Consider the following 813-nt stretch of genomic DNA (forward strand, 5'->3'; position numbering starts at 1 on the left):
CATAATATGGGTGTGCCATGGCATTCTCCTAACCGATGCACTCGTATGCAAGATATGAGACCAAACCATCGACGAGCCGCACACCAATCGGAGCCCGCTGGCCGCGCGCACGCGCCGCTCTGCCTCACACCGTTCAACTCGGAAGCGCCGCCGCACCATCCCATTGGGACAGCCACCAAATGAACGGGTGCTGCAAGGGCATCATGTTTGTGACGCCACGACGAGCTGCGACGTGCCGTCGCGGTCGATTCGCACGAGCGAGGCCGAGGACACCTTCACCAGCTGCCAGCTCGGTCTCGATCACCCCAGCAGCAAGTTGAGCATGTCCATGTGCTTGTTGCCACACGACTGGTTGGAGAACATTTTGATCAGCAACGGCAGCTGAAAACCGCGCTGACGAGCAATCGCTGACGCCGGCGAGCCGTTCGGACGCACCATCAACGGGTTCGTGATATACACACACCGTTCCACACGCGCGGCCGCCGGAGACGGACCAACGGCATCGCGAACGCGCCGTGTTGGCCCGTCGTCCTCTGTCACCAGTGTAACACCTGCTGGCGGGGCCTCGGCCCCCTTCCTCTGGCGAGTTTGTGAACGCAAAAAGCTTGCTGGCGGCGCGACGCGGCCTGCGGTGTCGCGGCCGACGTGAGGGCGAACCGGTAGCGGCGTTGGCGCCACCGGCGCGGGTCTGCGGGCCCTGTCCGGCGTCCGGGGGCGCTCGCGGCTCGCCTGGGCGGGCCCCGGGTGGCGCCGCCCCGGGGGGTGTGGGGCGCCTCCTGGGGGGGTGTATGGGCGCCGTTCTCTCGGTGCGGG

General features: G+C 66.4%; 1 protein-coding gene. It reads right to left on the reverse strand.

Translation table 11 applies throughout. From position 1 onward, the window contains the following. Window positions 1–300: 300 nt before the first annotated feature. Window positions 301–540 carry a hypothetical protein gene (locus GY812_17670; protein ID MCP4437310.1) on the reverse strand — a complete coding sequence of 80 codons (240 nt, stop codon included), beginning with the start codon at window positions 538–540 and terminating at the stop codon, window positions 301–303. Between the last annotated feature and the right edge of the window lie 273 nt (window positions 541–813).

It is taken from the genome of Actinomycetes bacterium (genome assembly GCA_024222295.1).
In the GTDB taxonomy this organism is placed as follows: domain Bacteria; phylum Actinomycetota; class Acidimicrobiia; order Acidimicrobiales; family Microtrichaceae; genus JAAEPF01.